24 protein-coding genes are annotated in these 22104 nt (G+C 73.3%); 9 read left to right on the plus strand and 15 right to left on the minus strand.

Annotated elements, in window-relative coordinates:
* The first annotated feature begins 225 nt into the window (after window positions 1-225).
* On the plus strand, window positions 226-3771 hold the full coding sequence (dnaE, locus tag ACIP4O_RS09860) for a DNA polymerase III subunit alpha (protein WP_401573375.1): 3546 nt from the start codon (window positions 226-228) through the stop codon (window positions 3769-3771).
* Between the two features lie 169 nt (window positions 3772-3940).
* Here the strand turns inward: dnaE and ACIP4O_RS09865 are convergent, their stop codons facing one another.
* Window positions 3941-4105, minus strand: a complete 165-nt coding sequence (locus ACIP4O_RS09865; protein ID WP_361325292.1) for a hypothetical protein — start codon at window positions 4103-4105, stop codon at window positions 3941-3943.
* 297 nt (window positions 4106-4402) lie between these two features.
* Here ACIP4O_RS09865 and ACIP4O_RS09870 point away from each other — a divergent pair, with 297 nt between their 5' ends.
* Entirely contained in the window at window positions 4403-5752 is a 1350-nt protein-coding gene (locus ACIP4O_RS09870) for an NYN domain-containing protein (RefSeq protein ID WP_401573377.1), read from the plus strand.
* Window positions 5753-5833: 81 nt separating this feature from the next.
* Here ACIP4O_RS09870 and ACIP4O_RS09875 read toward each other — a convergent pair whose 3' ends face one another.
* The 10 genes from ACIP4O_RS09875 to gvpO form a co-directional block, all read right to left on the minus strand.
* Window positions 5834-6127: a gas vesicle protein K gene (locus tag ACIP4O_RS09875; protein ID WP_361325973.1), complete on the minus strand. Its 294-nt coding sequence runs from the start codon at window positions 6125-6127 to the stop codon at window positions 5834-5836.
* 5 nt (window positions 6128-6132) lie between these two features.
* Window positions 6133-6342, minus strand: coding sequence for a gas vesicle protein (locus ACIP4O_RS09880; RefSeq protein ID WP_030994590.1), 210 nt, complete (start codon window positions 6340-6342; stop codon window positions 6133-6135).
* A gap of 17 nt (window positions 6343-6359) precedes the next feature.
* The gene (locus ACIP4O_RS09885; protein WP_401573379.1) at window positions 6360-7133 is read right to left on the minus strand and encodes a GvpL/GvpF family gas vesicle protein; all 774 of its coding nucleotides are present in this window, start codon (window positions 7131-7133) and stop codon (window positions 6360-6362) included.
* On the minus strand, window positions 7130-7558 hold the full coding sequence (locus ACIP4O_RS09890; RefSeq protein ID WP_401573381.1) for a gas vesicle protein: 429 nt from the start codon (window positions 7556-7558) through the stop codon (window positions 7130-7132). Before ACIP4O_RS09890 ends, ACIP4O_RS09885 begins: the two co-directional genes overlap by 4 nt.
* A complete protein-coding gene (locus ACIP4O_RS09895) occupies window positions 7555-8646 on the minus strand; it encodes an SRPBCC family protein (protein WP_401573383.1) in 1092 nt (363 codons plus the stop codon). Before ACIP4O_RS09895 ends, ACIP4O_RS09890 begins: the two co-directional genes overlap by 4 nt.
* Before the next feature lie 4 nt (window positions 8647-8650).
* Window positions 8651-9352, minus strand: a complete 702-nt coding sequence (locus ACIP4O_RS09900; protein ID WP_401573385.1) for a hypothetical protein — start codon at window positions 9350-9352, stop codon at window positions 8651-8653.
* Window positions 9345-9614 carry a gas vesicle protein GvpG gene (locus tag ACIP4O_RS09905; protein ID WP_401573387.1) on the minus strand — a complete coding sequence of 90 codons (270 nt, stop codon included), beginning with the start codon at window positions 9612-9614 and terminating at the stop codon, window positions 9345-9347. Before ACIP4O_RS09905 ends, ACIP4O_RS09900 begins: the two co-directional genes overlap by 8 nt.
* A 1-nt stretch (window position 9615) precedes the next feature.
* Window positions 9616-10353, minus strand: a complete 738-nt coding sequence (locus ACIP4O_RS09910) for a GvpL/GvpF family gas vesicle protein (protein WP_401573389.1) — start codon at window positions 10351-10353, stop codon at window positions 9616-9618.
* Complete coding sequence (gene gvpJ / locus ACIP4O_RS09915) at window positions 10350-10802, minus strand: gas vesicle protein GvpJ (RefSeq protein WP_401573391.1); 453 nt, start codon at window positions 10800-10802, stop codon at window positions 10350-10352. Before gvpJ ends, ACIP4O_RS09910 begins: the two co-directional genes overlap by 4 nt.
* Window positions 10803-10867: 65 nt before the next feature.
* Window positions 10868-11347, minus strand: a complete 480-nt coding sequence (gene gvpO, locus ACIP4O_RS09920) for a gas vesicle protein GvpO (protein ID WP_401573393.1) — start codon at window positions 11345-11347, stop codon at window positions 10868-10870.
* A gap of 161 nt (window positions 11348-11508) precedes the next feature.
* Here gvpO and ACIP4O_RS09925 point away from each other — a divergent pair, with 161 nt between their 5' ends.
* The 3 genes from ACIP4O_RS09925 (at window position 11509) to ACIP4O_RS09935 (ending at window position 14341) form a co-directional block, all read left to right on the plus strand.
* The gene (locus ACIP4O_RS09925) at window positions 11509-12519 is read left to right on the plus strand and encodes an ABC transporter ATP-binding protein (RefSeq protein ID WP_361325320.1); all 1011 of its coding nucleotides are present in this window, start codon (window positions 11509-11511) and stop codon (window positions 12517-12519) included.
* A 118-nt stretch (window positions 12520-12637) separates the two neighbouring features.
* The gene (locus ACIP4O_RS09930; RefSeq protein WP_401573395.1) at window positions 12638-13480 is read left to right on the plus strand and encodes an ABC transporter permease; all 843 of its coding nucleotides are present in this window, start codon (window positions 12638-12640) and stop codon (window positions 13478-13480) included.
* A 189-nt stretch (window positions 13481-13669) separates the two neighbouring features.
* Window positions 13670-14341, plus strand: a complete 672-nt coding sequence (locus tag ACIP4O_RS09935) for an ABC transporter permease (protein ID WP_401573930.1) — start codon at window positions 13670-13672, stop codon at window positions 14339-14341.
* 11 nt (window positions 14342-14352) lie between these two features.
* Here the strand turns inward: ACIP4O_RS09935 and ybaK are convergent, their stop codons facing one another.
* The 4 genes from ybaK to ACIP4O_RS09955 all read right to left on the minus strand — a co-directional run bounded on the left by ybaK (window position 14353) and on the right by ACIP4O_RS09955 (window position 18588).
* Window positions 14353-14853 carry a Cys-tRNA(Pro) deacylase gene (gene ybaK, locus ACIP4O_RS09940; protein ID WP_401573397.1) on the minus strand — a complete coding sequence of 167 codons (501 nt, stop codon included), beginning with the start codon at window positions 14851-14853 and terminating at the stop codon, window positions 14353-14355.
* A 9-nt stretch (window positions 14854-14862) separates the two neighbouring features.
* A complete protein-coding gene (locus tag ACIP4O_RS09945) occupies window positions 14863-15603 on the minus strand; it encodes an LON peptidase substrate-binding domain-containing protein (protein ID WP_361325332.1) in 741 nt (246 codons plus the stop codon).
* A 182-nt stretch (window positions 15604-15785) separates the two neighbouring features.
* Window positions 15786-16787 carry a hypothetical protein gene (locus ACIP4O_RS09950; protein ID WP_401573399.1) on the minus strand — a complete coding sequence of 334 codons (1002 nt, stop codon included), beginning with the start codon at window positions 16785-16787 and terminating at the stop codon, window positions 15786-15788.
* Between the two features lie 229 nt (window positions 16788-17016).
* Window positions 17017-18588: an oxidoreductase gene (locus ACIP4O_RS09955; protein WP_401573401.1), complete on the minus strand. Its 1572-nt coding sequence runs from the start codon at window positions 18586-18588 to the stop codon at window positions 17017-17019.
* 283 nt (window positions 18589-18871) lie between these two features.
* On the opposite strand from ACIP4O_RS09955, the gene hisD reads away from it, so the two are divergent.
* From hisD to ACIP4O_RS09975, 4 genes are read left to right on the plus strand one after another with little or no spacing between them, the layout of a single operon-like run.
* Window positions 18872-20212, plus strand: coding sequence for a histidinol dehydrogenase (gene hisD / locus ACIP4O_RS09960; RefSeq protein ID WP_401573403.1), 1341 nt, complete (start codon window positions 18872-18874; stop codon window positions 20210-20212).
* Window positions 20209-21333, plus strand: coding sequence for a histidinol-phosphate transaminase (locus ACIP4O_RS09965; protein ID WP_401573405.1), 1125 nt, complete (start codon window positions 20209-20211; stop codon window positions 21331-21333). The genes hisD and ACIP4O_RS09965 overlap by 4 nt, the downstream gene beginning before the upstream one ends.
* A complete protein-coding gene (gene hisB / locus ACIP4O_RS09970) occupies window positions 21330-21923 on the plus strand; it encodes an imidazoleglycerol-phosphate dehydratase HisB (RefSeq protein WP_401573407.1) in 594 nt (197 codons plus the stop codon). The genes ACIP4O_RS09965 and hisB overlap by 4 nt, the downstream gene beginning before the upstream one ends.
* On the plus strand, window positions 21920-22078 hold the full coding sequence (locus ACIP4O_RS09975) for a hypothetical protein (RefSeq protein ID WP_010277019.1): 159 nt from the start codon (window positions 21920-21922) through the stop codon (window positions 22076-22078). Before hisB ends, ACIP4O_RS09975 begins: the two co-directional genes overlap by 4 nt.
* Window positions 22079-22104: the final 26 nt, after the last annotated feature.

A 22104-nucleotide genomic window follows, 5' to 3' on the forward strand; every position in this document is an offset into this window, starting at 1 on the left:
GGCGGTGAACCAGGGGAAGGAATCAACTCCCCGAGCTGAAACGACCGGCAGCGGGGTCAGGGTTCCGGCAGAGCGAAATTTAAACCCGCCCGGGATCGAGCGGAGGAAATATCAAGCCCGTCCGGCGTTTGAGGACGAGCCCGAAGGGCGATCCACGGCACCCCCGCAGGAAGCGAAACCGTAGACTTCCGGGGTCCCCGCATCCGCGCCCGCCCCGGAGGATTCGTGCCAGCGAAAACGCCGTTCACTCACCTGCACGTGCACACGCAGTACTCGCTCCTGGACGGCGCGGCGCGGCTCAAGGACATGTTCCAGGCGTGCAACGAGATGGGCATGACGCACATCGCGATGTCCGACCACGGCAACCTGCACGGCGCCTACGACTTCTTCCACCAGGCGAAGAAGGCGGGCGTCACGCCGATCATCGGCATCGAGGCGTACGTGGCGCCCGAGTCCCGCCGCAACAAGCGCAAGATCCAGTGGGGCCAGCCGCACCAGAAGCGCGACGACGTCTCCGGCTCCGGCGGTTACACCCACAAGACGATCTGGGCGGCGAACAGCACCGGGCTGCACAACCTCTTCAGGCTCTCCTCCGACGCCTATGCCGAGGGCTGGCTCCAGAAGTGGCCCCGGATGGACAAGGAGACGATCTCGCAGTGGTCCGAGGGCCTCATCGCCTCGACCGGCTGCCCCTCCGGCGAGGTGCAGACGCGGCTGCGCCTCGGCCAGCCCGAGGAGGCGCTCAAGGCGGCGGCCGACTACCAGGACATCTTCGGCAAGGACCGGTACTTCCTGGAGCTGATGGACCACGGCATCGATATCGAGCACCGGGTCCGTGACGGGCTCCTGGAGATCGGCAAGAAGCTCGGCATCCCGCCGCTCGTCACCAACGACTCGCACTACACGTACGCGCACGAATCCGTCGCCCACGACGCGCTGCTGTGCATCCAGACCGGCAAGAACCTCTCGGACCCGGACCGCTTCCGCTTCGACGGCACGGGCTACTACCTCAAGACGACCGACGAGATGTACGCCATCGACTCCTCGGACGCCTGGCAGGAGGGCTGCCGCAACACGCTCCTGGTCGCCGAGCAGATCGACACCACGGGCATGTTCGAGAAGCGCGACCTCATGCCGAAGTTCGACATCCCCGAGGGCTTCACGGAGATCACCTGGTTCCAGGAGGAGGTCCGCCGCGGGATGGAGCGCCGCTACCCGGCGGGCGTCCCCGACGACCGGCAGAAGCAGGCCGAGTACGAGATGGACGTCATCATCCAGATGGGGTTCCCCGGCTACTTCCTCGTCGTCGCCGACTTCATCATGTGGGCGAAGAACAACGGCATCGCGGTCGGCCCCGGGCGAGGCTCCGCAGCCGGCTCGATCGTCGCGTACGCGATGGGCATCACCGACCTCGACCCGATCGAGCACGGGCTGATCTTCGAGCGCTTCCTCAACCCCGAGCGCATCTCGATGCCCGACGTCGACATCGACTTCGACGAACGCAGGCGCGTCGAGGTCATCCGCTACGTGACCGAGAAGTACGGCGCCGACAAGGTCGCCATGATCGGCACGTACGGCAAGATCAAGGCGAAGAACGCGATCAAGGACTCCGCGCGCGTCCTCGGCTACCCGTACGCGATGGGCGACCGCATCACCAAGGCGATGCCCGCCGACGTCCTCGGCAAGGGCATCGACCTCGACGGCATCACCAACCCCACGCACCCGCGCTACTCCGAGGCGGGCGAAGTGCGCGGGATGTACGAGAACGAGCCCGACGTCAAGAAGGTCATCGACACCGCCAAGGGCGTCGAGGGCCTCGTGCGGCAGATGGGCGTGCACGCCGCCGGCGTCATCATGTCCAGCGAGCCGATCATCGACCACGCCCCGGTCTGGGTCCGGCACACGGACAACGTGACGATCACGCAGTGGGACTACCCGCAGTGCGAGTCGCTCGGCCTGCTGAAGATGGACTTCCTGGGCCTGCGCAACCTCACGATCATGGACGACGCCGTCAAGATGGTGAAGTCCAACAAGGGCAGGGAACTCGACCTCCTCGCCATCCCGCTCGACGACCCGAAGACGTACGACCTGCTGTGCCGGGGCGACACGCTCGGCGTCTTCCAGTTCGACGGCGGCCCGATGCGCTCCCTGCTGCGCCTCATGAAGCCGGACAACTTCGAGGACATCTCCGCCGTCTCGGCCCTGTACCGGCCGGGCCCGATGGGCATGAACTCGCACACGAACTACGCGCTGCGCAAGAACGGCCAGCAGGAGATCACCCCGATCCACCCCGAGCTGGAGGAGCCGCTCAAGGAGGTCCTGGGGCTCACCTACGGGCTCATCGTGTACCAGGAGCAGGTGCAGAAGGCCGCCCAGATCGTCGCCGGGTACTCGCTCGGCGAGGCCGACATCCTGCGCCGCGTGATGGGCAAGAAGAAGGCCGACGAGCTCCAGAAGAACTTCGTGCTCTTCCAGGCCGGTGCCCGCAAGAACGGCTACAGCGACGAGGCGATCCAGGCCCTGTGGGACGTCCTCGTCCCCTTCGCCGGTTACGCCTTCAACAAGGCGCACTCCTCGGCGTACGGCCTCGTCACCTACTGGACCGCGTACCTCAAGGCGAACTACCCGGCCGAGTACATGGCCGCGGTGCTCACCTCGGTGCGCGACGACAAGGACAAGTCGGCCGTCTACCTCAACGAGTGCCGGCGCATGGGCATCCGGGTGCTGCCGCCGGACGTGAACGAGTCGCTCGCGAACTTCGCGGCCCAGGGCGACGACGTGATCCTCTTCGGTCTCACGGCGGTCAGGAACGTCGGCCAGAACGTCGTGGACTCGATCATCCGCAGTCGCAAGGGGAAGGGGAAGTACGCCTCGTTCCCCGACTACCTCGACAAGGTCGAAGCCGTCGTCTGCAATAAGCGCACGACGGAATCGCTCATCAAGGCGGGCGCCTTCGACCAGCTCGGGCACACCCGCAAGGGCCTCACCGCGCAGTACGAGCCGATGATCGACAACGTCGTCGCGGTCAAGCGCAAGGAGGCGGAGGGGCAGTTCGACCTCTTCGGCGGCATGGGCGACGACGACGCCAAGGACGAGCCGGGCTTCGGGCTCGACGTCGTCTTCGGCGAGGACGAGTGGGAGAAGAGCTACCTCCTCGCGCAGGAGCGCGAGATGCTCGGCCTCTACGTCTCCGACCACCCGCTCTTCGGCCTGGAGCACGTCCTCTCGGACAAGGCCGACGCGGGGATCGGGCAGCTCACCGGCGGCGACTTCGGTGACGGCGCCGTCGTCACCGTGGGCGGCATCATCTCCGGTCTCCAGCGCAAGATGACCAAGCAGGGCAACGCCTGGGCGATCGCCACGGTGGAGGACCTCGCGGGCTCCATCGAGTGCATGTTCTTCCCCGCCACCTACCAGCTCGTCTCGACCCAGCTCGTCGAGGACACCGTCGTCTTCGTCAAGGGCCGCCTCGACAAGCGCGAGGACATCCCGCGCCTCGTCGCGATGGAGATGCAGGTCCCCGACCTCTCCAACGCGGGCACCAACGCCCCGGTGATCATCACGATCCCGGCGACCCGCGTCACGCCGCCGATGATCAGCCGCCTGAGCGAGGTGCTCGGCAGCCACCGGGGCAACTCGGAGGTGCGGATCAAGCTCCAGGGCCCGCGCAAGACGACCGTGCTGCGCCTGGACCGGCACCGGGTACAGCCCGATCCCTCGCTGTTCGGCGACTTGAAGGTGCTGCTCGGCCCGTCCTGCCTGGCGGGATGACGGGGCCGCGCGGGGGCTCTCGTACGGGCCGGTCCCGCTGACGGGCCCCCGGCCGGGCTCTCGTACGTGCCGAAGGGGCGCCGCCGTCGCGTGACGGGGGCGCCCCTTCTCGTACGTCCCGGGGGGTGCGGGACACCCGGGAGACGTACGGGTCCTGACCGGTCCCGGCTCAGTTGTGGCCGAAGCGCCGCTCGCGGCCCTTGCGGGCCATGTCCCCCGGCGTCGCCTGCGAGGTCTGGTGCGCCTCGGTCGACGTCTCCTTGGCCTGCGCGCTCGCCGCCTCGGCGGAGGAACGGTTCTGGGCGCTCTGCTTGCGGTTCTTGTTCTTGGCCATGGGAATCTTCCTCCTGGGAAGGTCTGGGGGCCAGGTACGCGCTCACTCTCACACGGCCCGACAAAGAACGCATTTCGGATAATTACTTTCCGTGATGATCGCGGTGAAGAGGCGTGCGCGAGCCTTGACATGGCCGGTAACGGACGGTGGCGACAGGGCGGGCGGCGAAACGGCACGCCGATGATCGAGTTCGGACCGTTAACCCTCGTAGGGTCGGGCAGACTCGAAGCGAAGCCGGAGTGAAACCGCCTTCCGTCAGCGGAGACGGAAGCGGGCACCGGGTCGTGAGGGAAGAGGGTGGAACGCGTGGACCGCTGCGTCGTCCTGGTGGATGCCGGGTATCTCCTCGGTGCCGCCGCCAGTCTGCTGGCCGGTGATCCCTCGCGTTCCCGGATCACCGTCGATCACGCCGCGCTCATCCAGCGGCTGCGCGAGCGGGCCGAGGAGGAGACCGGCCAACCCCTGCTCCGTATCTACTGGTTCGACGGCGCCCCCGATCGCGTACCGCAGCCCGAGCACCGCAGGCTGCGGGTCCGGCCACGTGTCACCGTGCGGCTCGGCGCGCTGACGCGCAGTGACGGGCGCTGGGCGCAGAAGGGCGTCGACGCGGCGATGCACGCCGAACTGACGGAGCTGGCCCGCAACCGCGCCTGCTCCGACGTCGTCCTCGTGACGGGCGACGGCGACCTCCTGCCCGGTCTCGTCTCCGCCAAGGAGCACGGCGTCGCCGTGCACCTGTGGGCCGTTCAGGCGGCGGACGGCGACTACAACCAGTCCGAGGACCTCGTCGCCGAGGCCGACGAGCGGCGGGTCCTGGACCGGCAGTGGATCACGGGCGCGATCCGCGCCAAGGAGACCCCCGGGCCCTGCGCGCTGCCGAACGGGCAGCGCAGCCCCGAGATCACCGCGATCTTCTCGGCGCCGCTCCCCGACAGCGACGGGGCACCGCCCGCGCCGCGCGTGCCCGAGCCGAGCGCCGGGGCGGGGGCCGGGACGGCGGGAGGGGGAGTGGGCATCGGGACCGGAGCGGGTGCCGACTCCGACGGCGGGACGGGGGCGGGCTCGCGGGCGGGCGACGGGGCCTTGGCCGGGGGCGGGGCCGGGGCCGGTATGGGTTCCGGTCCCGGTGACGACGAGGAGGGGCAGGCGGGAGAGCGGGCCGGGGGCCGGGGCGTCCCCACGCCGAAGGATCTCGCGGCGCTCAAGACCCCCGCACCGGCACCGCAGCCCGCGCCGAACGCGACCCTGCGGTGGTCCTCCGACAAGGGCTGGGTCGAGCGGCCCGGCGGAGAGCCGGCCGAGGCCGCGGCGCTCCCCACGCTCGCCCAGCTCACCACCGCCGAACAGCGGTGGGCGGACCGCGAGGAGGACATCACGACGGTCGGCGGCGACCCCTTCGAGGTCGGCCAGGTCTTCGCCCGCCGCTGGCTCTCCCGCGTCCCGCCCAACCCCCCGGCCCGCGAGCGCCTCGCCCCCCTCTACCCCCGCATCCCGCACCGCATCGACGGCGAACTCCTCCGCTACGCCGCCCGCTTCGGCCTCCTCGCGCACAAGGACGACCAGATCGACGAGAACGACCGCTACGCGATCAGGGCGGGCTTCTGGCGCGAGACGGGCGTGGAGGCGGGGGCGACGACGGGGCGGTGACCTGTCCCCCCGAGGGCCGGGAGCGGGGGAGCCGCTCCCGGCGAGGGGGACCGCCCGGGCTGAAGAGGGGCGGCCCTGACGTCAGTTCGGCAGCAGCGTCCCCAGCGGGCCGAGGTCCAGGTTGAGGTCCTCGCGGCGCAGGCCGTGGCGTTCGCACAAGTCGTCCATGCGCTCGTCCAGCAGCATCAGCGCCGTACCCACCGCCTCCTCCTGCTCGCTCGTGAGGTCCCCCGAGTCGAAGCGCCGCACCGCCTGCCGTTCCATCAGCTGCCGCAACAACTCGACGACCGTCAGCACGAGCGCGGCGAGGTCGCGGCCCACCGCCGCAGGGTCGAGATCGAGGGTCGCCGGGGGCTTCGCGGCGCCGGGGAGCATGCTCGTCACAAGGGGCCTCCGTCGTTCCAGGGGGCGGGTACGGACTCGCTCACCGAGGCGAGCAGCGCGTGCAGGGAGATCCGCACGAGAGGCACCTCCGCGATCGCGAGCACGAGGTCCCCGCTGACCACGACCCCCGCCCCGAGCACGCGGTCGAGCAGGTCCACGAGGGGCACCCCGAGCGGTGCCCCGCTGTCGGGCCCGGTCCACGCCACCGGCGCCCCGGCCGCGCTCACACCGCCTCCCCGGTGAAGGAGTACGGGACCCACGGCCCCGCGAGCTCCAGCGCGCACCCCACGGGCAGGTCCGCCCGCTCGCGCGCGATCCGCTCCGTGAAGGCGGCGGCCTTCGCGAGCGGCACGAGGTAGGCCCCGTTGAGCACCTGCGAGCGCCCCTCGCCCGTCACCTCCTTGCCGTGCAACGGCCGCCGCACCCCCTCGGCCGCCACCTCGCGCGCCGCGCTGTCGACCCGCTCCGCGATCCGCAGCGCCGCCTCGTGCCCGGACTCCTGCGCGCGCTGCCTGGCCCGTACCCGGTCCAGGTAGTCGCGCCCCCCGCGCGGCCGCCCCGACGGCGGCGACGCGGGGGAGGCGGCGGGCGCCTCGCGGTGCACCTTGACGGCCCACTCGGCGTGCTCCGCCACGCGCCGCAGCACGGTGTCGAAGCGGTCCGCGTGCGCGAGCAGCCCCGTCCGCGCGCCGTGCTCGTCGTGGTAGAGCGTCGCGAGCGGCAGTGGTACGGCACGCCACTCGGCGGCGGCCGCCGAGACGACGGCGTGGTGGGTACGGGCGAGTTGCTCCAGCTCGGCCGGATCGGCGCACCGCGCGCGGAGCGCCGCGTCGTCGTACCCGGCGGCGGGCACCTCCTGCACGACGGCCCACAGATCGCCTGCCGCCATGAGCCGCACCTCGCCGCCGCCGCTGTGGCCGGTCAGCCCCGCGGGGAGCGCGGGCCCGCGCCCGCGCCGTACCGCGAAGACGCAGACGGCCGTCGCCGCGTCCGTCATGCCGTCTCCTTCTCGCGCCCGGAGGCGCCGCCGCGCCCGCCGCCGTTCGCGCGGGCCCTGCCGTCAGCGCGCGCCTTCCCGTCCTCGCGCCCGGTGGCGTCGTGCCCGGGCGCGGCCCGCTCCAGTTCGGCGAGGCGCGCGCGCAGTTCCCTGTTCTCCTCGCGGAGTTCCTCGCGGGCGGCGCGCGAGGACAGGGCGGGATCGGTCTCCCACCAGTCGATGCCCGCCTTGCGCGCGGTGTCGACGGAGGAGACGAAGAGCCGCAGCCGGATGGTGAGCAGCTCGATGTCGAGCAGGTCGATCTTGATGTCCCCCGCGATGACGACCCCCTTGTCGAGCACCCGTTCCAGGATGTCGGCGAGGTTCGCGGGCTGCGCGGCGTGCGAGGGCGGGCCGAGGGGAGTGGTGGTGAGGTCGACGGTCATCGGGCCCCGCTCCGGGCCCTGCGACGGCGGCGCGGACGCTCCTCGGGCTCTTCCTCCTCCTCGGGCTCCTCCTCGCCGTCCTCGCCCTCTCCGTCCTCGTCGCCGTCCTCGGACTCCTCGTCCTCGTACGGCTCTTCGCCGCCCTCCTCCGGCTCCTCCTCCTCGCCCTCCGGAGCCTCCTCGTCCTCGTAGCCGTCCTCGTACTCGCCCTCGTCGCCCTCCCCGGCGTTCTCCTCGTTCTCGTCCTTCTCGTCGTCCTCCAGGCCCTCCTCGTGGCTGCGGACGACCTCGCCGTCGCGGATCTCGCCGCGCCAGCCCTCGATCTCCTCGTCCTCGTGGAGGGTGACGTGGCGGGCGAAGTGCTTGAGGTCCAGGCGGAGCCTGCGGCCCTGCGCGCGCCAGAGGTTGGCGGTCTTCTCGAAGAAGCCGGAGGGCTCGTACTCGACGACGACCACGACGCGGGTCAGGTCCGGGGTCAGCTCGTGGAAGCTGACGCAGCCCGTCGTCGAGCCCTTGGCACCCTCGGAGGTCCACACGATCCGCTCGTCGGGGACCTGCTCCTGGGTGGTCGCCTTCCAACTGCGGGCGGAGGGGGCGATCTTCATCTGCCACTGCGTCGTGACGTCGTCCTCCTGGTTGACGCTCTTGACGCCCTTCGTGAAGGCGGGGAAGTCGGCGAGCTGCGTCCAGTGGTCGTACACGGTGCGGACCGGCTTGCCGATGTCGACCGTCTCGATGATGTTCGTCGTCTTGACGTTCTCGCCGCCGCCTCCGCCACCCCCTCCGCCCCCGCCGCCGCCGTCCCCGCCCCCGCCGCCGAAGAGACTTTTCGCCTTGTCCGTCACGCCGCCCGTCAGGTCCTTTGCTTTCTGACCCGCGATCGCCTTCAGCGGGTTCTCGCCCTTGAGGATCTTGCCGCCGATCCCGGCCATGCTGCCGAGACCACCCCCGCCCCCACCGTCGCCGATCTTCTCGACGAGCCCGCTCAGCGAGTCCCCCGCCTTCTCGGCCAGCTTGCCGCCGTGGGCGCCGAGGTAACCGTTGATCTCTTCCATCAGGCGGTCGAGGCCCGAATGCTGCTCAGCCATTGCCTTACCTTCCTCGTCCGCCGCGCGAAGCCGAACGCTTCGCGGTGCTCTTCGTCGTGCGCTTCGCCGCCTTCTTGGCGGGCGCCTTCTTCGCGGGCTCGCGCGTGGGCTTGCCCCTGAGCGCGGCGGCCTTCCTGGCACCGGGATTGTTGGCGGGGGCCCGCTTGGCCGCGGACTTCTTGGCCGGGGCCTTCTTCGCCGCCTTCTTGGCGGGGCGCCGGTGGCGGGCGGGACGGCGGGGGGCGGGCTCCTCCTCCGGCTCCTCCTCGCCTTCCTCCGCCTCGTCCCGCGGCTCCTCCTCGGGCTCCTCCTCGGGCTCCTCCTCGGGCTCCTCCTCGGGCTCCTCCTCGTCCCGGGGTTCCTCCTCGCCCTCCTCCGGCTCCTCCTCTTCCTCGTCGCGCGGGGGCTCCAGGAGGGAGGCGGTGCGGGCCGCGAGGGTGTCGGCGAGCGCGCTGAGACGGCGGTCGGCCGCCGTGCGCCCGGCGGTGAGCAGTTCCTCGCGCACCTGATCGCTCAGCTCGGCGAACTGCGGGGTCTCCCGGAGCTTGCGCACGCCAGCGGTGAGGAGGTCCTGCGGGGTCAGGTTGAGGCGCTTGCCGGCGAGGCAGGAGGCGACCACGAGGGCCAGCCGTGCCTTGCGGGTGCGCCCGAGCAGGTAGCCGCCGATGAGGGCGGTACCGAGAACGAGCTTGTCCGAGTCATCCATCGGGCATTCCCAAAGTCGTGGGGGACGGGGTAAGGGGTGAACGGGTTTCCAGCAGGCCGAGCAGGTGGTCCTCCTCGGCCTCGAACGTGGCCTCGTCGATCTCGCCCGCCTCGAAGGCGGAGTTGAGCGCGGCGAGGCGGACACGGACGGCGGCGGGCGAGTACAGACGCCGCTCCGCCTCGTCGGCGATCTGCTCCGCGACCCAGGCGACGCCGCGCACGGGCGCGAGCGGCAGCAGCAGGACGCCACCGACGAGGCCCATGTCAGGCACCGACCGGCAGGGGCGGCGCGGCCACGAAGCTGTAGCAGGGCAGCGGTCCGGTGAGGACGAGCGCGAGGTACGGGGCCGAGGGACCCGCGAGCCGCCCGGCCTCGGCGCGGAAGGCGGCGAGGCGGTCGGCGTCCACGAGCCAGGAGGCGTTGAGGACGGTGCTCTCGTCCACGGGACCCTGGCAGGAGTCCACGGCGAGCGGCTCCAGCGCCGCGCGCACCGCGCCCGCCGCCTCGCGTGCCCGCCGGGTCAGCGCCTCGGCGACCGCGCGGCCGAGCCGCACCTCCGCCTCGTACCCGGGCCGGGCCCGCGCCTGCTCGCGCAGACCGCGCAGTCGCGCGTCGGCGCGCAGCAGCGCGGGCAGGCCCTGCTCCGAGACGGTGCCCTTGACGTTGACCTCGACGCGCCCGGTGACGCGCTCCAGCGCGGCGCGGTACCGCTCGGCCCCGCGCCGCAGGTCCTCGCGGACCGCCTCCTCGCCGGCCGCCACGACGCCGAAGCGCATCGGGACGACGGGACCGCGCGCGGCGAGCGCGGCGAGGACCCCTTGATGGGCGAGGAGGTCGCGGCGCTTGGCGCGCAGCGGGGCGGGCGCCGGGCTCACGAGCGCGGCGAGGCCCGCGGCGCGCACCGCGCGCGGCTCCCGGGCCGGGCTCCCGACCCCGGTGAGGCCGGTCGGCTCCGTGTCCTCGGGGACGACGGCGTAGACGTACAGGCCGGGTGCGCTCACGCGGCCTCACTCCTGCGGCGGCGCGCGGTGCCGGCGGGGCGGCGGGCGGGCTCCCGCTCGTCCTCGCGGTCCTCCGCCTCCTCGTCCCCGCCGTCCATGCCGAGCGTGCCCTTGACCTTGTCGCCGACCGAGCGCACGGCGCGCTTGCCCGCGGCCCCGGCCAGTCCCGCCTTGCCCCCGGCGAACAGCTCGGGGACCGTGCGGCTGGACGGGTCGTTCGACAGGTCGACCCTGTTGCACGCCTCGGCGAAGCGCAGGTACGTGTCGACGGAGGCGACGACGACGCGGGCGTCGATCTTCAGGATCTCGATGCCGACGAGCGACACGCGCACGAAGATGTCGATGACCATGCCGCGGTCGAGGATGAGTTCGAGGACGTCGTAGAGGGTGCCCGCGCGCGGTGCGCACAGGAGGGCGCCGGGCTCGGCGTACTCGGTCTGGATCGTCATGGCAGGACGTGCTCCTAGGTCGGTGTGGCAGTGGCCCCCGTCCGGTGCTGCCCGGGCGGTGCGGCTCAGCCGTCGGCCCAGCCCCGGCGGAAGCGCCGGAGTCTGCGGTACTCGACGAGGCGGCCCTCCTCGTCGAGCGTCATCTCGTACGTGGCGAGCAGGCTCGTCGTGTCCGGGATGCGGAGCACCTCGACCACGTCGACCTCGACCCGCCACCCCGCCTCGCCGCGCCGCACCGCCGAGACGCCCTCGGCCTCGTGGCCGATGAGCGCCGCGAGCTCCTCGGCGGCCTCGGTGGCGATCTCGCGCAGCCGGGAGGCCGCGGGAGCCTTCGCGGGAGCGCGCCCGGCCGTGCTCTTCGGCGTGCTCCCGGCCGTGCTCTTGGCAGGGCTCTTCGCCGTGCTCCTCGCCGTGCTCTTGGGCCGGGACGTGCCCGAGCCCGCCTTCGGCCGGGACGTGCCGGAGGCCGCCTTCGGCCGGGTGCTTCCCGTGCTCTTCGTGCCACCACTCCGGGTGGCTCTGCGTGTACCGCGCGCTTCCGCCATGGAGCCACGGTCCGTCATCCCCCTGCCTGCGCGCGCGGTGGAGGGAGCCATCCGGGTCGTGCGCCCGGCCGGACGGTGCCTCCGGCCCGACACGCCGGGACCGGGAGCGGAGCGGGCCCCGGGCGCCGCGTCCCGGCCCCGACCCAGTAGCCTCGGGTGTCGTGGACACGGGTACGGGCGAGGCGCGCGACGGCGAAGTCGTGTGCGCGGTGCGTGAGCTGGTCAAGACGTATCCGGCCCTGCGCGGGCGGCGCGGCCAGCCCCCCGCCCCCGCCGTGCGCGCCACCGACGGTGTCGATCTCGACGTGCGCCGCGGTGAGATCTTCGGCCTCCTCGGTCCCAACGGGGCCGGCAAGTCCACGCTGGTGCGGCAGCTCACCGGGCTCATGCGCCCCGACGCGGGCTCCATCCACCTCCTCGGCCACGACCTCGTGCGCCACCCCGAGCGCGCCGCGCGCCTGCTCGCCTACCTCGGGCAGGAGTCGACCGCGCTCGACGAGCTGACCGTCTCCCTGGCCGTCGAGACGACGGGCCGGCTGCGCGGTATGGACGCCGCGGTGGTACGTACGGCCCGCGAGGCGATCCTCGACGAACTCGGCCTCACCGAACTCGCCGCCCGCCCGCTCAAGAAGCTCTCCGGCGGCCAGCGCCGCCTCGCCTGCTTCGCCGCCGCCCTCGTCGGCGACCGCTCCGTTCTCGTCCTCGACGAGCCCACGACCGGCATGGACCCCGTCGCGCGCCGCGCCGTGTGGGCCGCCGTCGACCGGCGCCGCGAGGAGCAGGGGGTCACCGTCCTGCTCGTGACCCACAACGTCATCGAGGCCGAGACCGTGCTCGACCGGGTCGCCGTGCTCGAAGCGGGCCGCATCATCGCCTGCGACACGCCCTCCGGTCTCAAGTCCCGCGTCGCCCACGAGGTCAGGCTCGACCTCGTCTGGCGCGAGCGGGCGCCCCTCGACGTGCCGGAGGTCGCGGCGCTGCGGGCCTCGGCGATCGAGTCCGGGCGGCGCTGGACGCTGCGGCTCGCCCCCGACGAGGCCCGCGCGGCCGTCTCCGCCGTGACCGGCGGCGCCGCCTTCCTCGCCCTCGACGACTTCACCCTCACGACCCCCAGCCTCGAAGACGTCTACCTCTCCCTCGGCGGAAGCACGAAGGGGCTGGTCAAGGCGTGAGCCCCCGCAGCGGCAGGCCGGTGGGCACCAGCCCAGCGAAAGCGAACAGGAGCACCCGGACCGTGACAGCCGTACCGGTGGATCTCGTGGACCCTGTCGAGCACGCGGACGGCCGCCGATGAGCGCCGCCCCGATCGAGGTGACCGCCACCGTGCGCACTCCAGGACCCCGCCGCGCGAGCGCGCCCGCCACCGCGCCCGCGCCGCTCGCGCCGCGGGCCCGGCTGCTGCCCGCGCTCGGCGCCGTCTACCGCGCCCAGCTCTCGCGGGCCCGGGTGGCCCGCATCCCGCTGCTCTTCGTCGCGACGTTCCAGTCCGTCGGCATCATGATCCTCATGCGCGGGGTCGTCGACGGCGGCGACGAGGCCCGCGCGGTCGTCGCCGGGTCCGCCGTCCTCGTCGTCGCCTTCGTCGCGCTCAACCTCCTCGCCCAGTACTTCGGGCAGCTCCGCGCCACCGGCGGGCTCGACCACTACGCGACCCTCCCGGTGCCCCCCGCGGCCGTCGTCCTCGGCGCCGCCGGGGCCTACGCCTCCTTCACCGCGCCCGGCACCCTCGTGACCGCGCTCATCGGCTGCGGGCTCTTCGGGCTGCCCATCGCGCACGTGTGGATTCTCTTCGCGGTCGTCCCGCTCGCCGGGGCGGCGCTCGCCGGGCTCGGCGCCGCGTTCGGGCTGCTCGCGCCGCGCCCCGAACTCGCCACGCTGCTCGGGCAGCTCGGCATGTCCGCCGCGCTGCTCCTCGGCGTCCTGCCCGCCGACCACCTGCCCGAGCCGATCCAGTGGTGCCGCGACCTGCTCCCCTCGACGTACGGCGTCGAGGCCTTCGCCAGGACCTTCACGGCACACCCCGACTGGCTCGTGGTCCTCGGCGACCTCGGCGTCTGCGCGGGGGTCGGGGTCGTCTCGCTCGCGGTGGCGACGTGGGCGTACCGGCGCGCGGCGGTCGCGGGCCCCCGCTGACGCACCGCTGAACCCGCCGCCGAACCCCCCGCGCGCCGCACAGGCCGTCCACAGCGTGCCCCGCACGGCACCCCTCGAACGGCCGTCCCGTCGCACGTTTGGCACGATGGGCCGGTGAGCGCTCCCCAGACACCGCCCCCGGCCCCGTACGACCCCGCGCAGCAGGCCTCCGAGAGCGGGGGAGCGCGGGTGCGGCGCGGCGTTCTGCTCGCCCTCGTGCTCGTCGTGCTCGGGCTCGCCTTCGGGGCGCTGTGGCTGTGGCTCGCGCCGCGCGTGCCGCTCGTCGCGGACGGCAAGGCCGTGTACCTCAAGGACAGCGAGGGCGAGCAGCCCATCGGCGCGGACGGCACGTTCGCCCTGATCGGTCTCGGGCTGGGGATTCTCACCGGCCTGGCCGTCTTCCTGTGGCGCCGCGCGGGCGGCGCCGCGCTGGTCCTGGGCATGGCGGTGGGCGCGTTGCTCGGCTCGGTCCTCGCGTGGCGGCTCGGCGTGTGGCTCGGGCCGACGCAGGACGTCGTGGCCCACGCGAAGGAGGCCGGCGAGAACGTCACCTTCGACGCCCCCCTGAAGCTCGCCGCGAAGGGCACCCTGCTGGCCTGGCCCCTCGCCGCCTGCGTCGTCCACCTCCTCCTGACCGCCGCCTTCGGCCCCCGCGACCCCTCGCCGTACGGCCTGGACGCGGTCCCCGCCTGGAGGAGTCCGGGCGGCGAAGCCAAGCACTGGCCGGCCCCGGGCCCGGCGGGAGGCGGGGGCGCGGGGCCCCAGGGCCACGGAGGTACGGGTCCCGAGGGTCGCGACGGCGACGGCGGTACGCGAGGTCCGGGCGCCCCCGCCCCGTACGCGCCCCCGCCGGCGGGCTGAGCCGGAGCGCCTCAGCCCCTCCCGATCGGTGCCAGCACCGCCTTCGTCAGGGCCGCCAGGTCCTTGGGCGCCAGCTCGACCTCCAGACCGCGGCGGCCAGCCGAGACGCAGATCGTGGGGTGGGCCCCGGCGGAGTCGTCGATGACCGTGGGCAGGGCCTTGCGCTGGCCCAGTGGGGAGATGCCGCCCCGGACGTAGCCCGTCGTGCGCTCGGCCGCCGCCGGGTCGGCCATCACGGCGCGTTTGCCGCCCGCCGCCGCCGCGAGGGCCTTGAGGTCGAGGGTGCCCGCGACCGGGACCACCGCGACCGTCAGGGAGCCGTCCACCTCGGCGACGAGCGTCTTGAAGACCCGGTCCGGTGTCACACCGAGCGCCTCGGCCGCCTCCTCGCCGTACGAGGGGTGCGCCGGGTCGTGCTCGTAGGCGTGCAGCGTGTACGCGGTGCCCGCCCGCGTGAGCGCGACCGTCGCCGGGGTGCCGCCCGCCTGGTTCTTCCTCGTCTTCTTCGCCATCCGGGTCTCTCAGTTCAGGCTGGTCGGCGTGCGCGTCAGCTCCATCGCGGGCAGCGAGGGCAGGTGCCGGATGAGCGCCGTCTCGGCACGCAGCAGCCGCACCTCCTCGCGCAGCCGCGAACTCGTGTCGGGGGCCTGGAGCAGCCGCTGCCTCGTCGGCACGTCGAGCATCGTCGCCGCCGCCACGAGGTAGGAGACGACGGAGGGCTCGTCCGGCAGCTCGGTGCCCGCCGCGAGTGTCCGCTCCCGCGCCCCCGCCAGCCGCTTCTGGTACGCGCGAAACGCCCGCAGCACCGCCTCGGCGAGCGCCTCCGGATCGTCCCCCGGCTCCTCGGGCAGCTCCTCCGCCTCCACCGTCAGGTACGGGCCGGAGTCGTCGACCGCGCCGAGCCTGACCCGGGTCGTCCCGGTCGTCAGGACCTCGTACCCGCCGTCGGGCCGCTCCCGCACGCTCGCCGCGTCCGCGACGCACCCGACCTCGTGGAAGGCCCGCCGCGGATCGGGCCCGAAACCGGCCCCCGCCCGCGTATCGGGCTTCGCGTCCTCACCGGGCAGCCCCGGCAGACTCGGCGCGACCTCCAGGCCGTCCTTGATCGCCACGACCACGAAGCGGCGCGGTTCCTCCTCGGGCAGCTCTTCGAGTTCGCGGACGAGGGTGCGATAACGCTCCTCGAAGATGTTGAGGGGAAGCACGAGCCCGGGAAAGAGCACCGAGTTCAGCGGGAAAAGAGGCAATCGGACGGTCGTCACGGCTGGCAAGCCTAATGGGCCGGGACGCCCCCGCGCGGCGCCCTCGCGCACTCCGCGCCGCGCCGCCCCCGCCCCGCCGCCCGCAGACCCCCGCACCGGCGCTCCCGAAGCCCCGTACCGGCGTACCCGAAGGCCCGTACCGGCGTACCCGAAGGCCCGTGCCCGCGTCCCGCGAACCCCCGTCAGGAGTGCGCGTCGCGCAGCGGAGTCGCCGCGGCGACCTCGATGCGCACCCCGTCCCGTACGTCCATGAACTGCGCGAGCGGGTCGTCCGAGAGCCGCGCCCACGGCAACGAGGTCACGAGCGGCCCCACCCGCCGCACCTCCTGGAGCGCCGCGTCCCAGGCCCGCAGCCGCACCAGCACGTACACGAGCAGATTGCGGATCTCGGCCGGCCACGGATCGCCCTCGGCGAACCGCGCGGAGAGCGCCTGGGCGCGCTCGGCCGCCGCAAGCACGCGCGTCTCGGAGACCTCGCCCGTCCCCTCCGCGCGCAGCCACAGGTACGCGGCGCGCAGCGGCAGCGCCTGGCTCAGCGAGCCGGGGAGGGCGTCCTCGGCGGCGCGCTCGGCGAAGTCGAAGCACTCGCCGTGCGAACCGTGCCAGGAGGCCGAGAGATAGAGCAGCGCCGAGACGTGCGAACCGTCGTGGTGCGGGCTGCGCCGCAGCGCCCGCTCCCACAGGTCCGCGAAGACGTCGTGCCCGGCGCCCGTGCCGCGCGCCCCGTCGAGCGCGAGCCGCCACGGCACCGGGTCCTCGGGCTGCGCCCCGGCCGCCGCGTCGATGAGCGGCGCGGCCTCGCGCAGCAGTTCGGCCCGCACGGGCGACTCCCAGGCGGCGTGCAGGGCGACCTGCGCGTGGAGGAGGAGCAGGTCGGGGTCGTGCGGGGCCGACGCCGTCCAGCGCGCGTACCACTCGGAGCGGCGCGCGGCGAACGAGGCGAGCCGCCGCACCGCGCGGTCCCGCACCTCCCACTGCCCGCGCTCCCGCGTCGTCGCGAGCAGCTTCGCCGCCGCCTCGTGGTCGCCCGCCCCCGCCGCGACGAGCGCGGGCGCGAGCCAGGGCTCCGGCGCGTCGAGCAGCAGCTCCTCGTCGGCGGGCAGCCCGTCGGAGAGCGGGGCGGTGTGCCTGGCCATCCGGGCGGCGCGGCGCAGGGCGAGCAGGGGGCGCATGGTGCGGACCATTGAAAACCGCAGGTGGGAGCGCGTCCAGAGGGAGCCGGGTGTCGCTTTGGCATCGGGGTTTACGTTGTACGGGCGCAGGTAAATTCCTGGCAAAGCATGACACCTCGCCGGACTGCCCGAGCCACCCCGCACACGCCCTCGTCAACCCGCCGAGCGGCTTCGCACACGCCCTCGTCAACCCGCCGAGCGGCTTCGCACACGCCCTCGTCAACCCGCCGAGCGGCCCCGCTCACCCCTTCCGCAGCGCCCGCGTCGCCCCCGCCGCCACCGTCGTCGCGAGCATCCAGCCGAGCGCCACGAGCCCCGCGGCCGCCCACTGCGCGGCCCCCTGCATCCGCCAGAAACCGTCCTGCCCCAGGTCCACGACCGGGATGAGCAGGTCGAGCGCGAAGAGCGCCGGGTTCCACTGCGGGTGCTCGCCCGCGCGCAGCGGCGAGGGCGGCTCCCAGGAGAAGAACAGGCTGCTCGCCGCCCACAGCACCCCCATCCACAGCGCCGCCCGTCCCGGCCGGTACCCGTACGCCACCGTGACGTCCTGCACGTACCCCCACAGCCGTACGGCGGGCGGCAGCGTCGCGCGCCGCGCCCGCTCCTTGGCGAGCAGCACCTCGCGCGCCTCCGGGTCCTCGCCGCTCGCGCGCAGCACGGCGGCGAGCCGCTCGTACCCCTCGGGCCGGTACTCCGGCTCGGCGGCGGCGACCCACGCGAGCCGCGCCGAGAGCGGGAACGCTCCCACGGGCACGAGGCTCTCGTAGCTGAAACCGCCCATCGCGAGGAGCCCCGCGCGCGGCCAGCTCGCCGCGCGGTCCACGAGCGTCCCCACCCGCGCCCCCGAGAGCACGACCCGCCCCCGCTCGACGCGCCGCGCCAGGAACCGCAGCTCGGGCACCTGGATACGGCGCAGCGACACCTCCTGGTCGTTGTCGAGCACGAACTCCGCCTGCTCCAGGTCGACCGCGTCCCCGAATCTCCCGTCGTCCAGCCGCACCCCGCCCCGGCACTCGAAGCCCCGCACCCGCGCCCCGCGCGCCGGGGTGCTGCCACCCGTCACCGGCGGGTCGACCACGGCGGCCGGGGTCAGGTAGAGGGTGCGCTCGACGGTCAGCTGCGGCGCGTTGAGCGCGCGGCGCCCGTACGGGTGACTGAGCCGGGCCCCGCGCAGGCTCAGCGAGACCCCGATCTGCGCCCCGCGCAGACTCACCTCGCCCTCCGCCTCCAGAAGTTCCGCCTGGAGGTCCTGGCCCACACTCAGCCCGTCGCCCAGCAGGCAGCTCCCGCGCCGGTCCGCGCGCAGCACGGCCTGGTTCAGGAGCAGGTCCGTGCCGATGTGCGCGTCGGTGAGCCGGACCCCGTGCGCGACCTGGCAGCGCGGGAGGTGGAAATCGCCCTCCGTGTGCAGCCGCGCCGCCTCCAGGCGTGGCAACGCGCAGTCCACGAGCCGCAGTGTCGTGAACCGGGCCTCGGGCAGCAGCACCTCCTGCTCGAAGCGGCAGCCCACGAGTTCGACGTACGGGGCGACCGTGCCGCCCGCGAGGTCGAGCAGCCCCGTCACGCGCGCCCCGGCGAGCTTGAGCGAGGAGACCCGCCCCCGCAGCGGGGGCGGACAGCTCAGCAGCAGGACGCACACGACGCGCGCCCGTACCTCCCTGTCGTGCCCCCACGGCTCGGTGCCGTGCGGATCGTCCCTGACCGGGTCCCCGGTGCGCAGGTCGAACATGCTGCCGTTGCGGAACGCCAGCCACAGCCCGGCCTCCGCCGGGCTCAACCATTCCGGTGGCTCGCCGCTCAGTTCCTCGTCCACGGCCGGCCTCCCCTCAAGGAGTCGTCGGCGCGCACCGCCGTGCGCACACACCGTCAGGGATCACATGCCCGCTGCGTGATGCCTCGAACGCGCACAGTGAGACGAATCGGGTGGTGGGGAGGTGTTCTTTTGTTCGGACGGCCTGCTTCGGGGTGACGCAGGGTGGCAGCCCCCGTGTCCGACGGCACACACGGCCGCGCCCCCTCCACGGCCGCCCCCCGTCCCGTATCACCGAGTGATACGCGCCCGCGTGCTCCGCGCGGCGTCTGCGAGACTTGACCCCGTGATCTCTCGAATCGACCTGCGTGGTGCCGCCCTCCCCGAGGGCTCCGCGCTGCGCGACCTGCTGCCCCGAGCCGAGTTCGACGTCGAGACCGCCCTGGAGAAGGTGCGGCCCGTCTGCGAGGACGTGCGCCATCGGGGCTCGGCGGCGGTCATCGAGTGGGGAGAACGCTTCGGCGACGGCACACCGGCGCGCCTGCGGGTGCCGAGGGCCGAGATCGAGAAGGCCCGCACCGCGCTCGACCCCGAGGTCGAGGCCGCGCTCGTCGAGTCGATCCGCCGCGCCCGCCTCGTCCACCGCGAGCAGCGCCGCACCGACGTCACCACCCAGGTCGTCCCCGGCGGCACCGTCACCGAGAAGTGGGTGCCCGTCGAGCGCGTCGGGCTCTACGTGCCCGGCGGGCGCTCGGTCTACCCCTCCTCCGTCGTCATGAACGTCGTGCCCGCGCAGGAGGCCGGGGTCGAGGGCATCGCCGTCGCCTCGCCCGCGCAGCCCGAGTTCGGCGGACTGCCGCACCCGACGATCCTCGCCGCCTGCGCCCTCCTCGGCGTCGACGAGGTGTACGCGGCGGGCGGTGCCCAGGCGATCGCGATGTTCGCCTACGGCACGTACGGCCCCGAGGACCCCGAGGGCTGCCGCCCCGTCGACCTCGTCACCGGTCCCGGCAACATCTACGTCGCCGCCGCGAAGCGCCTGCTCAAGGGCCGGATCGGCATCGACGCCGAAGCGGGCCCGACCGAGATCGCGATCCTCGCCGACGCGAGCGCGGACCCCGTGCACGTCGCCGCCGACCTCATCAGCCAGGCCGAGCACGACCCCATGGCCGCCTCGGTCCTCGTCACCGACTCGCCCGTACTCGCCGAGGCCACCGAGCTGGAGCTGTCCCGCCAGGTCGCCGCGACCAAGCACCGCGCCGAGCGCGTCGAACCCGCCCTCGCCGGGCGCCAGTCCGCGATCGTCCTCGTGGACGACCTCGCCGACGGGCTCACCGTCGTCGACACCTACGCCGCCGAGCACCTGGAGATCCAGACCGCCGACGCCGCCGCCGTCGCCGCCCGGGTCCGCAACGCGGGCGCGATCTTCGTCGGCCCCTGGGCGCCCGTCTCGCTCGGCGACTACTGCGCCGGCTCGAACCACGTGCTGCCCACCGGCGGCTGCGCCTGCCACTCCTCGGGCCTGAGCGTGCAGTCCTTCCTGCGCGGCATCCACATCGTCGACTACAGCCGCGACGCGCTCGCCGAGGTCGCCCACCACGTCGTGACCCTCGCCGAGGCCGAGGACCTCCCCGCGCACGGCGCCGCCGTGACCGCCCGCTTCGAGGGGCAGGTGCCGCGCGCGTGAGCACCCCCCAGGACCGTATCGACGCCCTCCCGCTCCGCCCCGAACTGCGCGGCAAGAGCCCCTACGGCGCGCCCCAGCTCGACGTGCCCGTACGCCTCAACACCAACGAGAACCCGTACCCGCTGCCCGACGCGCTCGTCGCGCGCATCGCCGAGCGCGTCCGCGAGGCCGCCCGCGGCCTCAACCGCTACCCGGACCGCGACGCCGTCGAGCTGCGCACCGCGCTCGCCGCGTACCTCTCCCGCGACGGCTTCGAGGTCACCGCCGGGCAGGTGTGGGCCGCGAACGGTTCCAACGAGGTCATCCAGCAGCTCCTCCAGGTCTTCGGCGGCCCCGGGCGGCTCGCGATCGGCTTCGAGCCCTCGTACTCGATGCACGGCCTCATCGCCCGCGGCACCAGCACCGAGTGGGTCTCCGGGCCGCGCCGCGCGGACTTCCGCATCGACACCGAGGCCGCCGTCGCCGCGCTCGCGACGCACCGCCCCGACGTCGTCTTCATCACCTCGCCCAACAACCCGACCGGCACGGCCGTGGACCGTGAGACCGTCCTCGCCCTCTACGAGGCCGCGCAGGCCGTCAAGCCGACGGTCGTCGTCGTCGACGAGGCGTACGTCGAGTTCAGCCACGCCGACTCGCTGCTCCCGCTGCTCGAAGGCCGCCCGCTGCTCGTGATCTCGCGCACCATGTCGAAGGCCTTCGGCGCCGCCGGGCTCCGCCTCGGCTACCTCGCCGCCGACCCCGCCGTGGTCGACGCGGTCCAGCTCGTACGCCTCCCGTACCACCTCTCCGCCGTCACCCAGGCCACCGCGCTCGCCGCGCTGGAGCACACCGATACGCTGCTCGGGTACGTCGAGCAGCTCAAGGCGGAGCGCGACCGGATCGTCGGCGAGCTGACCGAGCTCGGCTTCGAAGTGACCCCCTCCGACGCGAACTTCGTGCAGTTCGGGGTCTTCGACGGGCCCGGCGGGGCGCACACCGCCTGGCAGTACATCCTCGACCGGGGCGTCCTGGTCAGGGACAACGGCGTACCGGGGCGGCTGCGGGTCTCGACCGGGACCCCCGCCGAGAACGACGCGTTCCTCGACGCGGTACGCGGACTGAAGAAGGAGCACAGCGCATGAGCCGCACGGGCCGGGTGGAGCGCACCACCAAGGAGACCTCCGTGCTGGTCGAGATCGACCTCGACGGGACCGGGAAGACCGACATCTCCACGGGGGTCGGCTTCTACGACCACATGCTCGACCAGCTCGGCAGGCACGGCCTGTTCGACCTCGTCGTACGCACCGAGGGCGATCTGCACATCGACACGCACCACACCATCGAGGACACCGCGCTCGCCCTCGGCGCCGCCTTCAGGCAGGCGCTCGGCGACAAGGTCGGCATCTACCGCTTCGGCAACTGCGCGGTGCCGCTCGACGAATCCCTCGCCCAGGTCACCGTGGACCTCTCGGGCCGCCCCTATCTCGTGCACACCGAGCCCGAGGGCATGGCCCCGATGATCGGCGCCTACGACACGACGATGACCCGGCACATCCTGGAGTCCTTCGTCGCCCAGGCCCAGCTCGCCCTGCACGTCCACGTGCCCTACGGGCGCAACGCGCACCACATCGTCGAGTGCCAGTTCAAGGCACTCGCCCGCGCCCTGCGCTACGCCAGCGAACCCGACCCGCGCGCCGCGGGCATCCTCCCCTCCACGAAGGGCGCCCTGTGAACGGCACCTCCACGCTCCTGATCATCATCGGCCTGTTCCTCGCCGGGGGCGTCTGGTCCTTCGTGAAGCAGGGCATGCCGAAGAGCCTGCTCGCGATGCTGTCGGTCGGGGCCGGGGTCTTCCTGATCGCCGGCGTCCTCAACCTCACGGTGTGAGCGGCTCCATGACCTTCAGGAAGAGC

Origin of the sequence: Streptomyces sp. NPDC088923 (assembly GCF_044749745.1) — a bacterium.
GTDB lineage: Bacteria > Actinomycetota > Actinomycetes > Streptomycetales > Streptomycetaceae > Streptomyces.

Coding starts and splice junctions, on each gene's coding strand:
- ACIP4O_RS09900 (WP_401573385.1), bottom strand. CDS start 9,352: ATGGATGACTCGGACAAGCTCGTTCTCGGTACCGCCCTCATCGGCGGC.
- gvpJ (WP_401573391.1), bottom strand. CDS start 10,802: ATGACGATCCAGACCGAGTACGCCGAGCCCGGCGCCCTCCTGTGCGCA.
- ACIP4O_RS09930 (WP_401573395.1), top strand. CDS start 12,638: ATGAGCGCCGCCCCGATCGAGGTGACCGCCACCGTGCGCACTCCAGGA.
- ybaK (WP_401573397.1), bottom strand. CDS start 14,853: ATGGCGAAGAAGACGAGGAAGAACCAGGCGGGCGGCACCCCGGCGACG.
- ACIP4O_RS09950 (WP_401573399.1), bottom strand. CDS start 16,787: ATGGTCCGCACCATGCGCCCCCTGCTCGCCCTGCGCCGCGCCGCCCGG.
- hisB (WP_401573407.1), top strand. CDS start 21,330: ATGAGCCGCACGGGCCGGGTGGAGCGCACCACCAAGGAGACCTCCGTG.
- ACIP4O_RS09875 (WP_361325973.1), bottom strand. CDS start 6,127: ATGCTCCCCGGCGCCGCGAAGCCCCCGGCGACCCTCGATCTCGACCCT.
- ACIP4O_RS09865 (WP_361325292.1), bottom strand. CDS start 4,105: ATGGCCAAGAACAAGAACCGCAAGCAGAGCGCCCAGAACCGTTCCTCC.
- ACIP4O_RS09890 (WP_401573381.1), bottom strand. CDS start 7,558: ATGACCGTCGACCTCACCACCACTCCCCTCGGCCCGCCCTCGCACGCC.
- ACIP4O_RS09895 (WP_401573383.1), bottom strand. CDS start 8,646: ATGGCTGAGCAGCATTCGGGCCTCGACCGCCTGATGGAAGAGATCAAC.
- gvpO (WP_401573393.1), bottom strand. CDS start 11,347: ATGGCGGAAGCGCGCGGTACACGCAGAGCCACCCGGAGTGGTGGCACG.
- ACIP4O_RS09885 (WP_401573379.1), bottom strand. CDS start 7,133: ATGACGGACGCGGCGACGGCCGTCTGCGTCTTCGCGGTACGGCGCGGG.
- ACIP4O_RS09905 (WP_401573387.1), bottom strand. CDS start 9,614: ATGGGCCTCGTCGGTGGCGTCCTGCTGCTGCCGCTCGCGCCCGTGCGC.